The organism is Streptomyces europaeiscabiei, assembly GCF_001550375.1.
GTDB lineage: Bacteria > Actinomycetota > Actinomycetes > Streptomycetales > Streptomycetaceae > Streptomyces > Streptomyces europaeiscabiei.
The window spans coordinates 1-16491 of record NZ_LRTR01000722.1; the positions used below are offsets into that span (position 1 = coordinate 1).

Annotated in this window: 14 protein-coding genes and 1 pseudogene; 6 read left to right on the plus strand and 9 right to left on the minus strand. The window is 72.1% G+C overall.

Annotated elements, in window-relative coordinates; genetic code table 11:
* The coding region (locus AWZ10_RS35805) for an ABC transporter ATP-binding protein (RefSeq protein ID WP_060893100.1) at nt 1–1445 on the minus strand (1445 nt) is incomplete at its 3' end.
* 56 nt (nt 1446–1501) lie between these two features.
* Complete coding sequence (locus AWZ10_RS35810) at nt 1502–3253, minus strand: ABC transporter ATP-binding protein (RefSeq protein WP_060893085.1); 1752 nt, start codon at nt 3251–3253, stop codon at nt 1502–1504.
* 228 nt (nt 3254–3481) lie between these two features.
* On the opposite strand from AWZ10_RS35810, the gene AWZ10_RS35815 reads away from it, so the two are divergent.
* Nucleotides 3482–5044, plus strand: coding sequence for an amidohydrolase (locus AWZ10_RS35815; RefSeq protein ID WP_060893086.1), 1563 nt, complete (start codon nt 3482–3484; stop codon nt 5042–5044).
* 46 nt (nt 5045–5090) lie between these two features.
* On the opposite strand, the gene AWZ10_RS35820 is transcribed toward AWZ10_RS35815, so the two are convergent.
* On the minus strand, nt 5091–6041 hold the full coding sequence (locus AWZ10_RS35820; RefSeq protein ID WP_060893087.1) for a Dyp-type peroxidase: 951 nt from the start codon (nt 6039–6041) through the stop codon (nt 5091–5093).
* Between the two features lie 311 nt (nt 6042–6352).
* On the opposite strand from AWZ10_RS35820, the gene AWZ10_RS35825 reads away from it, so the two are divergent.
* A complete protein-coding gene (locus AWZ10_RS35825) occupies nt 6353–7033 on the plus strand; it encodes a hypothetical protein (protein ID WP_060893088.1) in 681 nt (226 codons plus the stop codon).
* 104 nt (nt 7034–7137) lie between these two features.
* On the opposite strand, the gene AWZ10_RS35830 is transcribed toward AWZ10_RS35825, so the two are convergent.
* Nucleotides 7138–8601 carry an MFS transporter gene (locus AWZ10_RS35830; protein ID WP_060893089.1) on the minus strand — a complete coding sequence of 488 codons (1464 nt, stop codon included), beginning with the start codon at nt 8599–8601 and terminating at the stop codon, nt 7138–7140.
* Nucleotides 8602–8794: 193 nt separating this feature from the next.
* Between AWZ10_RS35830 and AWZ10_RS35835 the strand changes: the two genes are divergently transcribed.
* Nucleotides 8795–9250 (plus strand): MarR family winged helix-turn-helix transcriptional regulator, encoded by a 456-nt coding sequence (locus AWZ10_RS35835; protein WP_046706538.1) that lies wholly within the window; start codon nt 8795–8797, stop codon nt 9248–9250.
* 32 nt (nt 9251–9282) lie between these two features.
* Nucleotides 9283–9747: an RpiB/LacA/LacB family sugar-phosphate isomerase gene (locus AWZ10_RS35840; protein WP_060893101.1), complete on the plus strand. Its 465-nt coding sequence runs from the start codon at nt 9283–9285 to the stop codon at nt 9745–9747.
* Here the strand turns inward: AWZ10_RS35840 and AWZ10_RS35845 are convergent.
* From AWZ10_RS35845 to AWZ10_RS35860, 4 genes are all read right to left on the minus strand, one after another.
* Nucleotides 9719–10723, minus strand: a complete 1005-nt coding sequence (locus tag AWZ10_RS35845; RefSeq protein ID WP_046706536.1) for a serine/threonine-protein kinase — start codon at nt 10721–10723, stop codon at nt 9719–9721. The two genes, AWZ10_RS35840 and AWZ10_RS35845, sit on opposite strands and share 29 nt — an antisense overlap.
* Nucleotides 10716–11411 (minus strand): hypothetical protein, encoded by a 696-nt coding sequence (locus AWZ10_RS35850; RefSeq protein ID WP_046706535.1) that lies wholly within the window; start codon nt 11409–11411, stop codon nt 10716–10718. The genes AWZ10_RS35845 and AWZ10_RS35850 overlap by 8 nt, the downstream gene beginning before the upstream one ends.
* 5 nt (nt 11412–11416) lie before the next feature.
* Nucleotides 11417–13741: an FHA domain-containing protein gene (locus tag AWZ10_RS35855; RefSeq protein ID WP_046706534.1), complete on the minus strand. Its 2325-nt coding sequence runs from the start codon at nt 13739–13741 to the stop codon at nt 11417–11419.
* A gap of 86 nt (nt 13742–13827) precedes the next feature.
* Nucleotides 13828–14238, minus strand: a complete 411-nt coding sequence (locus tag AWZ10_RS35860; RefSeq protein ID WP_037692160.1) for a hypothetical protein — start codon at nt 14236–14238, stop codon at nt 13828–13830.
* 409 nt (nt 14239–14647) lie between these two features.
* On the opposite strand from AWZ10_RS35860, the pseudogene AWZ10_RS35865 reads away from it, so the two are divergent.
* Both AWZ10_RS35865 and AWZ10_RS35870 read left to right on the plus strand, forming a co-directional pair.
* Nucleotides 14648–15054 (plus strand): annotated as a pseudogene (locus AWZ10_RS35865) (nuclear transport factor 2 family protein); the annotation flags it as partial.
* Between the two features lie 102 nt (nt 15055–15156).
* Nucleotides 15157–15435, plus strand: a complete 279-nt coding sequence (locus AWZ10_RS35870; RefSeq protein WP_046706540.1) for a DUF1905 domain-containing protein — start codon at nt 15157–15159, stop codon at nt 15433–15435.
* Between the two features lie 25 nt (nt 15436–15460).
* Here AWZ10_RS35870 and mgrA read toward each other — a convergent pair whose 3' ends face one another.
* Nucleotides 15461–16459 (minus strand): L-glyceraldehyde 3-phosphate reductase, encoded by a 999-nt coding sequence (gene mgrA / locus AWZ10_RS35875; RefSeq protein WP_046706533.1) that lies wholly within the window; start codon nt 16457–16459, stop codon nt 15461–15463.
* Between the last annotated feature and the right edge of the window lie 32 nt (nt 16460–16491).

Sequence of the window (16491 nt, forward strand, 5' to 3'; positions counted from 1 at the left end):
GGCAGCGCCTCGGCCCAGCCGAGCGCCTCGACGCGGTCGAGCGCGGCGCGCAGTTCGTCGTCGGTGGCGTCGGGCCGGGCGAGCCGCAGGTCGTCGGCGAGAGGGCCCGCGAAGACATGGGTCTCCTGGGTGATCAGGGCGATCGTGCGGGAGGCCGCGGAGCCGAGTTCGGTGGGCGCGATCCCGCCCACCAGGACGCTGCCGGTGGTGGGCGGCTGGATGCCCGCGACGAGCTTGGCCAGGGTCGTCTTGCCCGCTCCGCTGGCGCCGACGAGGGCCACGCGTTCGCCGTGCCGGATCGTCAGGTCGATGTCGTGGAGGACCGGGTGGCCGGGACGGTAGGCGTGGCCGAGACCCCGGACGGTGACGTCGACGCCACCGGCCTCGACGGTGTGCACCGGTACCGGGGGCACCGGCTCGTCGGTGACGCCGACGAGCCGGGCGAGGCCCGCCGTGGCCGACTGGGCGTCGTCGAGGAGGGCGAGGGCCGCGTTGACGGGACCGAACAGGCCGTGGAAGTACAGGGCGGCGGCGGTCGCCGTACCGATGCTGGCCGAGCCGTCGCGGACCAGCCAGTAGCCGGTGACGAGGACGGCGGCGAGCCCGATGTACTCGGCGATGTGCAGCCGGCTGTAGAAGCCGAGGACGAGCCGTACGCCCCGCATGGTCAGCGCCACCACGGACCAGGACCGTTCGGTGACCCGCTCGGTGTGTTCCCGTCCCAGGCGGAACGACCGCACGGTGGAGCTGCCGCCGATGGTGTCGAGCATCTGCTGCTGCTGGGCGCCGGCCGCCACCCGCTGCTCGGCGTAGAGGGGGATGGCGCGGGCGACGTACCAGCGTGCGGTGGCCACCTGTACGGGGACCGCGAGCAGCGCGGCCAGCAGGAACCGCCAGTCGAGCAGGGCCATGGCCCCGAGGGTGAGGACGATGGTCAGCAGGGAGTGCCCGAGCGCGGGCAGGGCGTTGCGCACGGCGTCGGCGATGAGGGAGACGTCGGCGGTGACCCGGGCGGTCAGATCGCCGGCGCCGGCCTTCTCGACCCGCTCCAGCGGGAGTGCCAGGGCCCGTTCGACGAAGCGTTCGCGCAGCCGGGCCAGGGTCGTCTCACCCAGCCGGGCGATCTGCGACAGCCCGAATCCCGCGGTCACGCCCTGGCCCACGGCGACGGCCACCAGCAGGGCCGCGGTGACCGCGATGGCGTCGGCGGACCCGCGGTCGGCGGCCAGGTCGACGATCCGGCCCAGCAGGGGCTGCACGAGCAGGCCGACGGCCGTGGAGGCGACCATCACCGTGAAGGCGGACAGCGCCAGCCGCCGCTGCGGGCGCAGCAGTTCGGCGACCGCGGCCCGGGTGCGGGCGGGCGTGGCGACGGGCAGCAGTTCGGGTCCGGTGCGGTCGCCGTCGCGGGGCGCGGCCTCGGCGGCGTCGGATCGCTCGGTCATGTGAGAACCGCCGTCGGATCGCTCGGTCATGTCAGAACCGCCGTCGGATCGCTCGGTCATGTCAGAACCGCCGTACGGTAGTCGGCGCACTCGTGGACGAGGCGCTCGTGGACGCCGGTCGCGGTGACCCGGCCGTCGCGGAGGAGGACGGCACGGTCGGTGACGGCGAGCAGGGCCGGGCTGTTGGTCACCAGGAGCGTGGTGCGTCCGCCGCGGACGTCCCTGATCCCGGCGGCGATGCGTGTCTCGGTGACGGCGTCGACGGCGGTGGCGGGTTCGTGCACGACGAGTACCGGGGCGTCGGCTGCCAGGGCGCGGGCCAGGGCGACCCGCTGCCGCTGTCCGCCGGACAGCGAACGGCCGCGTGCGGTGACGGCCGTGTCGACGCCGTCGGGCAGCGCTCGGGCGACCTCGTCCGTGCCGGAGGCGACCATCGCGGCGGTGACTTCGGCCGATGCACCGGTGGCTCCCGCCGACGCGGCCGTCGCTCCGACCGGTGCGGTGGCGCCGACCGCCGCTGTGACGTTGTCCAGGACCGTGCCCTCGAACAGGTCCGCGTCGTGTTCGGCGACGAGGATGGCCGCGCGTACGTCGGCCAGGCACAGCGCGGTCAGTTCCGTGCCGTCCAGTTCCACGGCGCCCTCGTCGGGGTCGACGCGGCGGCCGAGGCAGCGCAGCAGGGCGGAGGCGTCGGCGGGGTCGGTCGTGGCGACGCCGACGGTCTCGCCGGGGGCGATGTCGAGGTCGACGCCGCGCAGGGTGCCGTACGTGAGGGCGCGGAGCGTCAGCCGTCCCTCGACGTCGCCGCGCGGGACGGCGTCGGCGGACGGTGCCTCGGACACGTCACCGGGGGCGTCCAGGACCTCCGCGATACGGGCGGCCGAGGCGCGTCCCTGGGCCAGTTCGGCGTTGACCCAGGCGAACTCGCCGAGCGGGCCGACGAGGAACAGGGCGAGCCCGACGGAGGAGACGAGTTCACCGAGGCCGATGTCGCCGCGTGCGGCGAGGCGTCCGCCGACGAGGGCGACCACGGCGATGAAGGTGCCGGTGAGAAGGGTGACGACGCCGTTCTGCCAGGATTCGGCGCGGGCGGCACGCAGCGTCGCGGCGAGGGAGTCCTGGCTGACGCGCCGGTAGCGGGCGACGGCCGCCTGTTCGGCGCCGATGCCCTTGAGGACGCGCAGTCCGGCCACCAGGTCCGCGGCGACGCCGGAGGCCTGCGCGGCGCGTTCCTGTTCGGTCTCGCTGCGCCGTTCCAGGGGCTTGCTCAGCAGGTGTCCGAGCCACAGCAGCAGCGGGGTGCCCAGGAGGACGAGCAGGCCCAGGGCGAGGGAGACCCGCAGCAGCGCGACCGCGCCGACCACGAGACCCGCGGTGGCAGCGAAGGCGACGATGAGGGCCATGGCGACGGCGCCGACCCTTTTGGCGTCCTCGGTGGCGATGTTCGTCAGTTCGCCCGGCAGCCGTCCCTCCTCGGCGCCGCCCTCGGGAGCGAGGACGCGGCCGACGAGTTCGGTCCTGAGGTGGTGCGCGGCGGTGACGGCGGCACGCTCACCCGCCCTCGCGCTGAACCGGAAGCTGAAGGAGAGTCCGACGTACACGGCGGCCAGGACGCCGAGCCACAACAGCAGTCCGGGGACGTCGCCGTCCACGACTCCGCGCTCGATGGCCAGTCCGATGAGCACCGGCACGAGGGCCTCGCCCGTCTGGTGCCCCATCCCCAGAACCGCGCCCAGCACGACGTCCCGACGCTGTCCGCCGGCCGCGCGCCGCAGGACGTTCCGTCCCGGTGGGTCCGCTTTTCTCACGCAACACTCCGGACGGGTTTCGCCAACACAGAAGACGTACAAGAAAACTTAGGTAAGGCTAACTACATTTGCCTTCCTGGGCCAGCCCCCGAAACCTCTTCGAGACCTGACCGACCTCCTCGAACGCCGGGACACCAGCCGACCGGCCCCTCAACTGGCAGATGCAGCAAGCCACTTCACCTGTACGAGACTCCACCGGGCAACCGCCCCGACCGGAAGGACCTGTTCGTGCTCAGCACCAGGATCACCAACGCCCGCATCGTCACGATGGACCCGGACCGCCCGGCCGCCCGGGAACTCGGGATCTGGCGGGGGCGCATCGTCGGCCTGGACGAGGACGTGGCGGGGCTCGCGGCGCGACGGACGCTGGACCTGGGCGGCGCCACCGTGCTCCCGGGCTTCATCGACGCCCATGTGCACCTGGCCTGGGCGGGACTGAAGGCGAAGGCCCCCAGTGTCGCGCCGTGCCGACGCGCCGACGACGTGCTCCGCGTGGTGGCGAAGGCCGTGGCGCAGGCCCCCGTCGGCGGCTGGGTGGACTTCGGCGGTTACGACCAGCGCACCCTCGACCGCCCGCTCACGGCTGCGGATCTGGACGCCGTCAGCGCCGGACGCAAGGTGTACCTGGGCCATCTCTCCGGGCATGCCTGCCTGGTCAACTCGGCGGTGCTGAGCGGTCTGTCCGCCGAGGTCGCCCGGCCGGACGGTTTCCTCGCGGAGGGCGCCATGGGGGCCGCGCTGCAGTCCCGGCCGCCGCACTCGCTCACCGAACTGGCGTCGGCGATCGAGCACGCCGCGCGCGTCTGCCGGTCCGAGGGCATCACGGGGTGCGCCGAGGCGGGGGTGGGGGCCCGGCTCTTCGGGCACAGCCCCGTCGAGGGCGCCGCGTACCAGCTCGCCCACGAGTCGGGCCGACTGCCGGTGCGGGTACGGCTGATGGTGGCCGCCGACGCGCTGCGCCCGGTCGGCGCGGCCGCCGAGGACACCACGAGCCGGGCGATCGACCTCGGTCTGCGTACGGGCTTCGGGGAGGGCGCGCTCTCCCTGGGCGCGCTCAAGGTCTTCACCGACGGCGGCATGATGGCCCGTACCGCGGCTCTCACCAGCCCCTACCTGGGCACCGACGGGTCCGGTCAGCTCATGCACGAGCCCGAGGTGCTGGAGAGCACGATCGTCGAGGGTCATCGCGCCGGCTGGCAGCTCGCCGTGCACGCGATCGGTGACCGGGCCCTCGATGTCGCCCTGGACGCGCTGGAGAAGGCCCAGAAGCGCGGCCCGCGCCCGCAGGCACGCCATCGCGTCGAGCACGCGGGTCTGGTCCGTCCCGACCAGCTCCCCCGGCTGGCCGCGCTCGGCGTCACCGTCGTCATCCAGCCGAGCTTCCTGCGCTATTACGGTGACGACTACGCCACGATCATGGGCGAGGACCGGGCCGGCTGGCTGTACCGCGGCCGGGGCTTCCTCGACCACGGCATCCGGGTCGCCGGCAGCTCGGACCGCCCGGTGGCGAACGGCGCCCCGCTGCGGGCGATCCAGTTCATGGTGGAGCGGGCCTCGGAGTCCGGCCGTCTCATCGGCGCCGAGGAGGCGATCACCGTCGACGAGGCCCTGCGCGCGTACACCACCGAGGCCGCGCGCGCCTGTCACTGGGAGACCGACGCCGGCAGCCTGACCCCCGGCAGGCGGGCGGACCTCGTGGTGCTGGGCGACGATCCGCGCCGGGTGGACGTGTCGCGCATCGGGGAGATCGAGGTGGTGCGGACGTTCGTCGAGGGCGAGGACGAGTTCTGACGAGGCGAGAGACAGGGGGGCCGCCCGTCCGACGGCGATCACCATGTCACTTCGGTGGGCGGCGGGCCGGGATCGTGCGGAGGAAGTCCGCCGAGGGCACGAAGAACATGGTCCCGGTCACGGCCCGGGAGAAGTCCAGGATCGGGTCGTGACCGGTCGGCGGTTCGCCCAGGAACATCTTCCGCAGCATGGCCTCGGGGACCTCGGGGTCGCGGGCGTAGGCGATGAAGTACGTCCCGAACTCGCCCTGTCCGGGTCTGCCGAAGGGCATGGCGGCACGCAGTATGCGCTGCTCGGTGCCGTCCGGGCCGACGAGGGTGTTGACGTCGACGTGCGAACCCTTCACGTCCAGCTCCAGGTTGGTCAACTTGGTCCGGCCGATGACCTTCTCCTGCGCCTGGACGGGGAGTTTCTCCCAGGAGTCCACGTCGTGCAGGTACTTCTGCACGAGCACATAGCTGCCACCGCGGAAGTCGGGGTCCTCGTCACCGACGAGCACCGCCTCGGCGGCGACGCGTCCGACCGGGTTCTCCGTGCCGTCGACGAAGCCGAGGAGGTTGCGCGAGTCGAAGTACGCGAAGGCCTGGACCTCGTCCTCCAGCCCGGCCGCGCCGCGCAGTTGCCGCATGATCTCGGCGGCCAGGGCGAAGCACAGGTCCACACGCGTCGCCCGGATGTGGAAGAGCAGGTCGCCCGGCGTCGCCACGGCCCGGTGGCGGGGGCCGTCCAGTTCCCGGAAGGGGTGCAGGGCGGCCGGCCGGGGGGAGCCGAAGAGCCGGTCCCAGGCCTCCGCGCCGATCCCGGCCACGCAGCCGAGGGCGCCCTCGGGGGTGGAGAAGCCCACCGACCTCTCCAGCCCGGCGAGTCCGGCCAGCACCCCGCGCGCCGTCGACTCGCCGCCCGGGGCGACGGTGACCACCAGAAAGACCGCCGCGGATGTCAGCGGGCTCAGCATCGGCTGCGGCAGAACGTCCTCGGACACGACCGGCAGCGCCATGGCTCCCCCTTCACGCCCACGTGCGCGCACCACGCGTGGACCACATTCGCTCAGGACGGCACGGGCGGCCCCGGCGCCGCCGACACCGCGACTTGGTCGTCGCGTGCCGCATACCCCGGGCGCGTTCCGCCCTCCTCACCATGCCCGGTCGGGACGAGGACGATGCCCGCCGGTTCCCATTGCCCCGCAAACAATGATGAACGACACAACCTCGCAGGTCACAAAGGCGGTTACGGAAGTGCGGTCCTCGTTGTATACGCGGAGACCCTGACGTCCAATACTGTGCGCAGACGTCATCAGGGGGGCACTCGATGAAGTGGTTTCAGCGCGACCGGGCGAAGCAACGGGCCGTTGTGGTGCCGCTGTCCGGGGTCGGCGAAAGCGACGAACCACCTCGGAAGGCACCCCCGCTGCTCACCGCGGGCGACCCGGCGCTCCAGCGGATCGGCGGCGACGACGACAGGGTCACCCAGCTGACCACCGGGACGGGCCCGGTCATCCTCGACATCACGCACACGGGGTCCGGTCACTTCGTCGTCGACGCCCTGGACGGGCGGCTGCACTCCCAGAGCCAACTCGTCTACACCGACGGCCCTTTCTCGTGCCGTGCCCTGGTGAACGCCGACGACCGGCCGGTCCGGGCCCTGCGGATACAGGCCGACGGACCGTGGCAGGTCGACGTGAGCCCCGTGTCGAGCGCGCTCGCCTGTGAGGGTCACACACGGCGTCCCGCCTCGGACGTGCTGCGCCACACGGGCGGCCCGGGGATCGCGACCCTCCGGTACGAGGGCGATCCGCGGGCCGACGACGGTGGGTACTTCCTCGTCGACACCTTCGAACCGGACGCCACCGGTTTCCTCGACGAGTTGGCCAACCACGTCGGCCCCTGGCACGGCGAAGCCCCCCTCACCGGCCCCTGCCTCATCTACGCCCGCTCGGACGGATCCTGGTCCATCACCGTCCGGTCCCTGGATCCCCCCGCCTCGCCCTAGGCACCCGGCCCCGCCTCGTCCCGCCTCGCCCTGTCCGCCGTCCCAGGCGGGAAGGGCCGGCCACGAAGGGCCGGCACACCCTCCCGCCCCTCCCCATCGTGCTGTCAGGCGGCGGAGGCCGGTGCCTCCACCGTGTTCGACTCCTGCTCCTCGGGGCCGGACTCGGAGGGGGCGACCCGGGCGGCGGGGATGAACACGGCGACCGCGGCGGCGACCAGCGCGGCGCCGCAGCCGATCATCAGACCGGTACGGAAGCCGTCCTCCGAGGGCAGGCTGAAGCCGCCGAGCGTGGTGGTCATCTGGGCGAGGACCACGCCGACCACGGCGGCGGCGGAGGAGGTGCCCAGGGCGCGCATCAGCGTGTTGAAGCTGTTGGCGGAGGCCGTCTCGGACAGCGGCACCGCGCTCATGATCAGCGCGGGCATGGCACCGTACGCGAGGCCGACGCCGGAGCTGACGACGAGGGAGACGATCAGCAGACCCCAGGTGGAGCCCATCAGCGCGAGCGCGAGGCCGTAGCCGGTGCCGATCACCAGGGAGCCGGTGACCAGCGTGAACTTGGGACCGCGGGCATTGGTGAGCTGTCCGCCGAGCGGCGAGAGCACCATCATCATGAGACCGGCCGGGGCCATCCACAGCGCCATGGCCAGCATCGACTGACCCAGACCGTAGCCGGTGGCCTCAGGCAACCTCAGGAGCTGCGGAGTGATCAGCGCCTGCGCGTACATGCCGAAACCGACGAGGACCGAGGCGACGTTGGTGAGCAGCACCCGCGGGTGGGCGGTGGTGCGCAGGTCGACCAGCGGCTCGCGGGTGCGCAGCTCCCAGAAGCCCCAGGACAGCAGGAGCGCGGCGGCACCGGCGAACAGGCCGAGCGTGGTGGCGGATGCCCAGCCCCAGTCCGCGCCCTTGGACACGGCGAGCAGCAGGCACACCACACCGCCGCCGAGGGCGAAGGCGCCGACGAAGTCGAAGCGCTGCCCCCTGGCCCCGGCGGGGGTCTCGGGGACGAGGAACCAGATCATGGCGGTGACCGCGACCGCCAGGCCTGCGGCGCCCCAGAACAGCACCCGCCAGCTGGCGTACTGGGCGACCGCGGCGGCGATCGGCAGGCCGAGGCCGGCGCCGATCCCCAGGGAGGCACTGACCAGGGCGATCGAGCCGCTGAGCTTCTCCGGGGCGATGACGTCACGCAGCAGGCTGATGCCGAGCGGGACCACACCCATGCCGATGCCCTGCAGTCCCCGGCCCACGATCATCGGTACGACGGTCGAGGACAGCGCGCACACCACCGAGCCGATGAACAGCGGGGCACAACAGACCAGAAGCATGCGGCGCTTGCCGTACAGGTCGCCGAGGCGTCCGCCGACCGGGCCGAAGACCGCTCCCGTCAGCAGGGTCGCGGTGATCACCCAGGAGGCGTTGGCGGCGCTGGTGTCGAGGATCGTGGGCAGCTCGGTGAGCAGCGGTGTCACCAGTGTCTGCATGATCGCGGCGACGATGCCGGCGAGCGCCAGCGTCGCGATGACACCGCCCGGTCGGGTGGCGGGCGGGGGGTTGGCCGTCAAGGGGTTCCTCCGTGCGATGTACCGGTGACGGGGCATACGTCATGCACCTGCCGTGCATCATACCTGCACCATGCATGGCGCACGTCTTATGCATGATGCACATCACGGGTACGACACCTGGTCCGGCGAGGGCTGCCCGCCGGGATGGAAAGATCGCCCTGGCGGTATCCGCAACCAGGAGGTAGGCGACCAAGTGGAAGAGCCGACGCGCCGGGTCGAGTACGAGAACATGCTGCTCGGGCGGTACCAGCATCTGAGCCAGAGCAAGGGGCGCCGCAAGGACTCCACGCTGGAGCGCAGCGCGTACATCCTCCTCAGCCGCATCCGTGTCGAGGGGCCGATGTCCATCAGTGAGCTGAGCGACGCCTTCGGCCTGGACGCCTCCACCCTGCGCCGGCAGACCGCCTCCACCCTGCGGGCCGGGCTGGTCGAGCACATCCTCGACCCGGAGGGCGGCGTGGCGCGCAAGTTCCGTATCACCGAGGAGGGCGAGCGCCGGCTGGACGAGGAGCGGGAGGGCAACGTCCGCAGCCTCGCCCTGGTGCTGGAAGGCTGGTCCGAGGACGACATCGCCGGGTTCGCCGACTACCTGGAGCGTTTCAACACGAGCATCGAGCGGCTGCACGGCAAGACGTGGCCGCGCCCGTAGCCGGTGGCCGCGTGCCGGGTAGCCTCGGGGGCATGCGGATCTCCGTCTCCTCGGACATGGACGAGCCCGTCGCCCGCTTCCTCCTCACGGAGTTGCGCGGCCGGGGCCACGAAGTGCTGACCCATGGCGCGCTGCGCACCGGGGACGACCCCCGGTGGGCGGTCTGCTCCGAGGCGGCGGCGCGTGAGGTCGCCTCCGGGGTGTCGGACCAGGCCGTCGTGTGCTGCTGGACGGGCACCGGCGCGTCGATCGCCGCGAACAAGGTGCCCGGCGTACGGGCCGCCCTGTGCACGGACGCGTACACGGCCGACGGCGCCCGCCGCTGGAACGACGCCAATGTCCTGGCGATCGGGCTGCGGCTGACCTCCGAGCCGCTGTTGAAGGAGATCCTCGACGCCTGGTTCGCCGCCGAGGCCGGCCAGGACGCCGACGACCGGGAGAACGTGGCCCATGTGGACCGGCTCGATGTCAGTCGGGGTACCGGCCGGGCCGGATGAAGACGGGCCCGGCCCACGCCGGTGGTTCCGGCGGGGCTTCGGGCGGTCCTGACGCCTTCGGCGCGACGGTCCGGGTCGGCGCGTGCCCCGGCGGGAAGCCGCGCGTGGCGTTGGCGGCCCTGAGCGCCGCGACGAAGGACAGGCAGGAGTCGTACCGGTCGTCCGGGGACTTGGCCAGGGCCGTCGCCAGCACCCCGTCGACGGCCGGGGGCAGATCGGGGCGCGCGCCGGTCAGCGGAGGCGGCTCGTCGTACTGATGGGCCCACAACAGGGCCATGTCGTCGTCCCGTTGGAACGGCGGCCGGCCGGCGAGGGTCTCGTGGACTACGCAGGCGAGGCTGTAGACGTCGCAGCGGCCGTCGACGGGCTTGCCCGAGATCTGCTCCGGCGCCACGTAGTCGAGCGTCCCCACGAACTGGCCGACGCTGGTGAACCCCGTCAGGGACAGCGACTTCTTCGTCAGGCCGAAATCGGTGAGATAGACGTGCTCGGGGTGGTCGCTGTCGGTTCCCTGCGCGACCAGGATGTTGCCGGGCTTCACGTCCCGGTGCACCAGGCCGTGGTCGTGGGCCGCGTCGAGCGCGGAGGCGACCTGGGCGGCTATCCGGGTGGCGGTCGTGACCGGCAAGGGGCCCTCCCGGTCCAGGAGATGCCGCAGATCGCTGCCGGCGACGTACCGCATGGCGATGTAGAGGACACCGTCCGTCTCACCCGCCTCGAAGACCGGCACGATGTGCGGATGGTCGATCGCGGCGGCCACCCGTGACTCGTGCGTGAAGCGGCGCCGGAACGTGTCGTTGCGGGCCAGTTCCGGGGCGAGCAGCTTCAGCGCGACCGTCCGTTCCAGGCGCAGGTCCAGCGCCTGGTAGACGACGGCCATGCCACCCCTGCCGATCTCGCGTTCGATGCGGTAGCTCGCGATCTGCCGTCCGACCAGCTCGGAGGGGCGCCCCGCGTACGGCTGTGTCTCACCCATCGCGGGTCACCGGCGGGACCAGGCGTGTGGGTTCGTGATCGGCGGACCCGTGATCCGGCGGCCGTCGGTCGGCCGGCCCTTGATCCGCCGGTCGTCGGTCGGCCGACCGGTGCTCCTCCGGTCCGCGTTCGGGTTCCCCTACGACACGGGTCGGCTCCGGGGCCGGGGCCGCCGTCGGGAAGCGCGGGGCGACCGGGGTCTCCCGCGGCTTGTCCCCCACCGCGAACGTGCTCAGCCGTGCCCCGTCGCAGTACACCCACCGCTCGTGCGCGGAGTCGAACAACCACAGCGACTCGCCGTCGACGACCACACCGATCCGCAGCCCCTTCGTACGCTCACGGAAGGACTCCCCGTCGCGATGCCCGGCGGCCAGCGCCTCCGCCTCGGTGCGGTACCGCGTCAGGGCCTCCTCGACCCGGGCCAGCAGGGGGCGCGGGTCGGCCGTGCGGGCGGCGTCCGCGCCCGCGGCGGGCGGGTCCTGGGGTACGGCGACGAGGAGGCGGCCGTCGATCCAGGCGGACCAGCCGTTGGCGCACAGGACGTGGCCCCAGTCGCCGCGCCGCTCCAGAAGCCGGACGGGCAGCAGCGCGTCGAGGGCCACGGTGGGGTACGACGGGTCGGGGGCCTCCCAGGCGGGCAGTCCGCCCGGCGGGACGACGTGGCTGGGGAGGAAACCGGGGGTCGTCATCGCGGCTACTTCCGCATCACCGCGGGTTCGCGGCGGCGCAGCAGCCGTACGACGAGCCAGCCGCAGAGCAGCGACAGGACGACGAGCATCCCCATGTCGAGCAGCCACACGCCCGCCGAGTGCTCGAACAGCGGGTCCTTCGTGTCGGGGACGATCCGTTCGAGGTCGATCGTGCCGGCCATCGCGGCGAACGCCCACCGCGACGGCACCAGCCAGGCCAGTTGTTCGAGGACGATCGTGCCCTTCACATCCAGCAGGGCGCCGCAGAACACGACCTGGACGATCGCGAGGAGCACCAGCAGCGGCATGGTGACCTCCTCCTTGCGGACCAGTGCGGAGACGACGAGGCCGAGCATCATCGCGGTGAACGCGAGGAGCGCCACGGCGACCGTGATCTCGACCAGGGGTGGCATCAACACCCCTTCGCCGTTCGGGGCGTTGAGGTCGACGCCGAGCAGGGCGACCAGGGTGAGGACGACCGCCTGGAGGACGGTGACGGTACCGAGGACGACGACCTTGGACATCAGGTACGCGGATCTGGACAGGCCCACGGCCCGTTCGCGCTGGTAGATGACGCGTTCCTTGACCAACTCGCGCACGGCGTTCGCCGCGCCCGTCAGCACCCCGCCCACACACAGGATGAGCAGCGCGTTCATGGCGGTCTCCCGGTCCAGCGTGCTCCCCGCGAGCGCCCTCGCCATCGCGCCCATCACGAACGGCAGCGCGATCATGATGGCGAGGAAGGTGCGGTCGGCGCCGAGCGCGGCCGCGTACCGGCGCACCAGCGTGCCCAGTTGGGCGCCCCAGCTCTGCGGCTTGGGCGGCGGTGCCACGGCGACCGGCTCCGGGCCGGGCAGATACGGCTGGCCCATGGAGGCGGTGACGTACTGGCGCTGGAAGGGCGAGTCGCGGTACTCCCCCGCCCAGTCCCGCTCCTGATCCCGTTCGAAGGCCTCGAACGCCTCCGGCCACTGCTCGAACCCGAAGAAGGCGAGGGTGTCGTCCGGCGGGCCGTAGTAGGCGACCTTGCCGCCGGGCGCGAGGACGAGGAGGCGGTCGCAGACATCGAGGCTGAGGACGCTGTGGGTGACGACGATGACCGTGCGGCCGTCGTCGGCGAGGCCGCGCAGCATGTGCATCACCGAGCGGTCCATGCCCGGGTCGAGGCCGGAGGTCGGTTCGTCCAGGAACAGCAGGGAGGGCTTCGTCAGCAGCTCCAGTGCCACGCTGACCCGCTTGCGCTGGCCGCCGGAGAGGCTGTGGATGGGCTGCCCGGCGCGCTGTTCGAGTCCCAGTTCGCGGATCACCTCGTCGACCCGGGCCTGCCGCTCGGCCTTCGCGGTGTCCTGCGGGAAGCGCAGTTCGGCGGCGTAGGAGAGGGCCCTGCGGACGGTCAGCTGGGCGTGCAGGATGTCGTCCTGCGGGACCAGGCCGATGCGCTGGCGGAGTTCGGCGTAGTCGCGGTAGAGGTCGCGGCCGTCGTAGAGGACCGTGCCGCTGTCGGCGGGGCGCTGCCCGGTCAGGGCGTTCAGGAGGGTGGACTTGCCCGCGCCGCTCGGGCCGACGACGGCGAGAAGGCATTTCTCGCCGACCGGAAAGGAGACCTTGTCGAGGAGCGTCTTCCGGCCGCGGTCGACGGCGACGGTGAGTTCCTGGACATCGAGGGAGACCTCGCCGGTGTCGACGTACTCCTGGAGTTCGTCGCCGACCAGGCAGAACGCGGAGTGCCCGATGCCCACGATGTCACCGGCAGTGACCGGGGCCTGGTCGACGGGCGTGCCGTTGAGGAAGGTGCCGTTGTGGCTGCCGAGGTCGACGATCTCGTACGTGCCCTCCGGCCGCGCGCGCAGCTCCGCGTGCCGGCGGGAGACGACGAGGTCGTCGATGACCAGGTCGTTGTCGGCGGCACGGCCGATGCGGACGGTCCGCTCGGGCAGCGGGCGGACGCTCGTGGGCTGCCGGAACGTGCCGGTGGAGGCGGGGCGGAGGATGCCGGAGGGGCGCTCGGGGGTGAGGCCGGTGAGCACTGCCCGGGGGCCGTCGGGGAGGCTCCCGAAGTGGATGACGGTGCCGGGGCCGACGTCCCACTCGTGGACGCGGTGGCCGTCGGCGTACGTGCCGTTGGTGCTGTTCTCGTCCTCGATCGTCCAGTGGCCGGTCTCGGCCCGCAGCACCGCGTGGTGCCACGAGACCCGGTCGTCGTCGAGGACGATCTCGCTGAGCGGGTCGCGCCCCACGTGGTACGCGTGGCTCGGGGTCATCACCGTGGAGCCCGACTCGGTTTCCAGCACGAGTTCGGGCGCGGTCGGTGCGATGGACCGCTCTGCCATGGAGAAGATTCTACCGACTGGTACCGATATGCGCCTGACCGTCGCGGCGAGGGCCTGCGGGCCACTGCTCTCGCGGCCCCTCGGGGTCAGGCGGCGGGAGCGGCGATCCGCTGGGCGACGCGCTGCATGCGCATGGCGTCCACGGACTCCGCGAGCAGCTCGTACTCCGTGGTGTCGTCGTTGGTGGCGATCCGGACCAGGTTCCCGGCGGCCAACTCATCGGCCACCAGACCCTGTTGGGCATCGTCGGTGGACCAGGCACGCAGCAGGCTCGGCACGTCCGGTACGGTGTCGGCGACCGGAACGACCGCGTTCGGCGGGAAGTTCGGGTTCTCGGGTCGCGGGTCGAGGCGCTCGGCGATCCATAACGCGCGGTCGCGCATCCACCACAGCGCCAGCGCCAACGTGGGGGCGCGATAGGTCCCGAGAGGCACGCCGACGCGCCGGCCGTCGCACCATCCGTACGCGGTGACATGGCACAGGAATTCGTCGTGCACGCTTCGCTCCCCCGATCGCACCACCGACCCGCCCGACCCCACTCGCCGCGCGGACTTGCTCTCGCCTCACAGATTTGCCGGGTCGTGCACATCCGGCGATCCGCGCGTCACTCACAGTGACATGACGACCGCGCACGGGTGCGCGTTCGTTCATGGCTCAATCGCCCTGTCAGTCGAGTATCGACACTCCTGACGCTCTGCCACCATGCCAATTCAGCCAGTCTCCTGGCATATGCGAGAGCGCGATTGGCCGAAACGATGCGCAGGGCCCTCCGACCGGGCCTTCCTCGGTATGACCACCGAGGTGATCGACGCCCTCCGGGACGTCCGGGCATCGTGTGCGGTGCCGGATCACGAGGAGGCCGCGGACGGCTCCGGACCCGGTCCCCGTCCCATACGTACGTCCTCGATGGAGGGTTCAACGATCATGCCCGCGATTCAAGACCGTCGAGAGCGCTACGAGACCGCCGTCGCCCGCTACTTAGAGGCCTGGAACGCGGGCGGCGAGGAGGAACTGGCCGGGGCGGTCGCCGCCGCCTGGGCCGCCGACGGCGGCTAACACCGATCCATTGGCCGACGTGCGCGGGCACGGGGAGATCGCCGCCCTGATCGCCGCGGCCCGGAAACAGTTCCCCGGCCTCGCCTTCCACCTGGTCACCGCCATGGACGGACACCACGACACCGCCCACTTCGGCTGGGAGCCGGTGGACGGGGCGTGGCGGTGCGCCGGTCGCCGGGTTCGACGTGATCACGCTCGACGACGAGGGCCGTATCCGGAGCGTGTACGGCTTCCTGGACCTGGTGCCGTCGGCGGCGGCCGGACCGGGGCGCCCGGCCGCCCCAGCGTTCGGCGATGAGTTCTTCCGCTTCCGGTGGTCTCTTGTTCGTGGGGGACCACCGGAAGCGGAGGACGACATCATGAGCACGCTCGACGAGCAGTTCACGGCGGAGCTGCGGAAGAGCCCCGCCGAAGGCGGCTGGACCTACCTCGTGTGGCCCGGGTCCGCCGCCTTCTTCGGCACCCGCGGGCTGGTCAAGGTCCGCGGCACCATCGACGGCCACCCCTTCCGCAGCTCCTTCATGGCCCTGGGCGACGGCACCCACAAGCTGCCCGTCAGAGCGGATGTGCGCAAGGCGATCGGCAAGGAGGCGGGCGAATCGGTGACCGTACGGCTGGAGGAGCGTATCGAGGGTTAGGCGTTGGGTTGGGCGAGGGAGGCCGTCAGCCCTTGCCCTCGATGATCGCGTCGATGCCGGCCAGTTCGTCCGCCTCGAAGTCGAGGTTGGCGATGGCGCCGACGCTGTCCTCGATCTGCCGGGCGCTGCTCGCGCCGACGAGGGCGGAGGTGACCCGGCCGCCGCGCAGCGTCCAGGCCAGGGCGAGCTGGGCCAGGGTCTGGCCGCGGGACTTGGCGACCTCGTCCAGCGCGCGCAGCCTGCCCACCAGGTCCTCGGTGACGGCATCGGACTTCAGGAACGGGCTGTCGCTCGCCGCGCGGGAGCCCTCCGGGATGCCGTCGAGATAGCGGGAGGTCAGCAGGCCCTGCTCCAGCGGGGAGAAGACGATGGAGCCGACCTGCAGCTCGTCGAGGGCGTCGAGCAGACCCTCGCTCTCGGGGCGCCGGTCGAGCATCGAGTACCGCGGCTGGTGGATGAGGAGCGGGGTGCCCAGCTCGCCCAGGATGCGGGCGGCCTCGCGGGTCTGCTCGGCCGAGTAGTTGGAGACGCCGACGTACAGCGCCTTGCCCTGCTGGACGGCCGAGTGCAGCGCGCCCATCGTCTCCTCCAGCGGAGTCTCAGGGTCGGGGCGGTGCGAGTAGAAGATGTCGACGTGGTCCAGGCCCATCCGCTTCAGGCTCTGGTCGAGCGAGGAGAGGACGTACTTGCGGGAGCCCCACTCGCCGTACGGGCCGGGCCACATCAGATAGCCGGCCTTGGTGGAGATGATCAGCTCGTCGCGGTACGGGGCGAAGTCGGCCTTCAGCGCCTCGCCGAGGGCGGACTCGGCGGAGCCGGGCGGCGGGCCGTAGTTGTTGGCCAGGTCGAAGTGGGTGACGCCCAGGTCGAAGGCGCGGCGCAGGATCGCGCGCTGCGTCTCGACGGACCGGTCGGGGCCGAAGTTGTGCCACAGGCCGAGCGAGAGCGCGGGAAGTTTCAGACCGCTGCGTCCGGTGCGCCGGTAGGGCATGTCCGCGTAGCGGTCGGGGTGTGCGGTGTACAACGCGACTCCAGAGGGGTTGGCACGGTGGGACC